The following is a 779-nucleotide window of genomic DNA, read 5'->3' on the forward strand; positions in this document are numbered from 1 at the left end:
GCAACGACTACAAGCTGAAGATGCTCGAAGAAATGCTGCCCGAAACGATGACGGCGAAGGAAGCGGAATCTCTTTTGTATCGCTTGCTAAAACGATGTAAATATGAGCCGTCCATTGCCGAAGTCATGGATGAATGGTATGCCATCCTTCGCGAAAACCGCCGCCCCGAAGCTTTTCATGCCGGACCAGCCCGGACTGTGCCCCAGCGCCATATCAACCAGCTGAAAGACACGCGGCAGGCTTTACTGGAAGGGCGTCCCATCGAAGGGATGAACTTATCTAAAGAACTCATCCGCTTCGCCCGCAGCTTTTTCCCGGAAATCAGTTTGGCAGTCATCGAACGGAACCAGTTGGAAATCTCTAACTGCATGACCGACCGTCAGAAAGATTTGGAACGGAAAGACGGCTATATGACCTATATGAAACTCGATAAAAACGGCGTCATTACGCTGTATATGTCTAAAATTCAATAACAGAAAGGAGTGCGCTATGAACCGGATACTACGATTTTTGAGGAACCTCGATAAGAGGAAATTAATCTTCATCTTGCAGAGAGCCAGTGCCGTATTGCTGCCGATTAGGCCATATCCGGACTGCGGCTGCAATGGGCGTTGCCCATGCCCGGCCGTGAAACACAGGCCCATGCAGGGCATCGCCATCGGAGGAACAACCGCCAGTGTCCATATGAGACAATAATTGGGATTCGCAGGCCGCTTCGGAAAAAGCCGTGGCTCGTGGTTCGTGGTTCGTTACTCGTAAAAAACCATCATTATACCAAA

General features: G+C 50.1%; 2 protein-coding genes. One reads left to right on the top strand and one right to left on the bottom strand.

The window, feature by feature from the left end:
- Nucleotides 1-473: hypothetical protein (locus WMO23_RS11390; RefSeq protein ID WP_349174143.1), on the top strand; the 473-nt coding region annotated here is incomplete at its 5' end.
- Nucleotides 474-534: 61 nt separating this feature from the next.
- Here the strand turns inward: WMO23_RS11390 and WMO23_RS11395 are convergent.
- A partial coding sequence (locus tag WMO23_RS11395; protein WP_349174144.1) for a hypothetical protein occupies nucleotides 535-779 on the bottom strand: 245 nt, incomplete at its 5' end.

It is taken from the genome of Megasphaera intestinihominis (assembly GCF_040096415.1).
Taxonomy (GTDB): Bacteria; Bacillota; Negativicutes; order Veillonellales; family Megasphaeraceae; genus Megasphaera; species Megasphaera intestinihominis.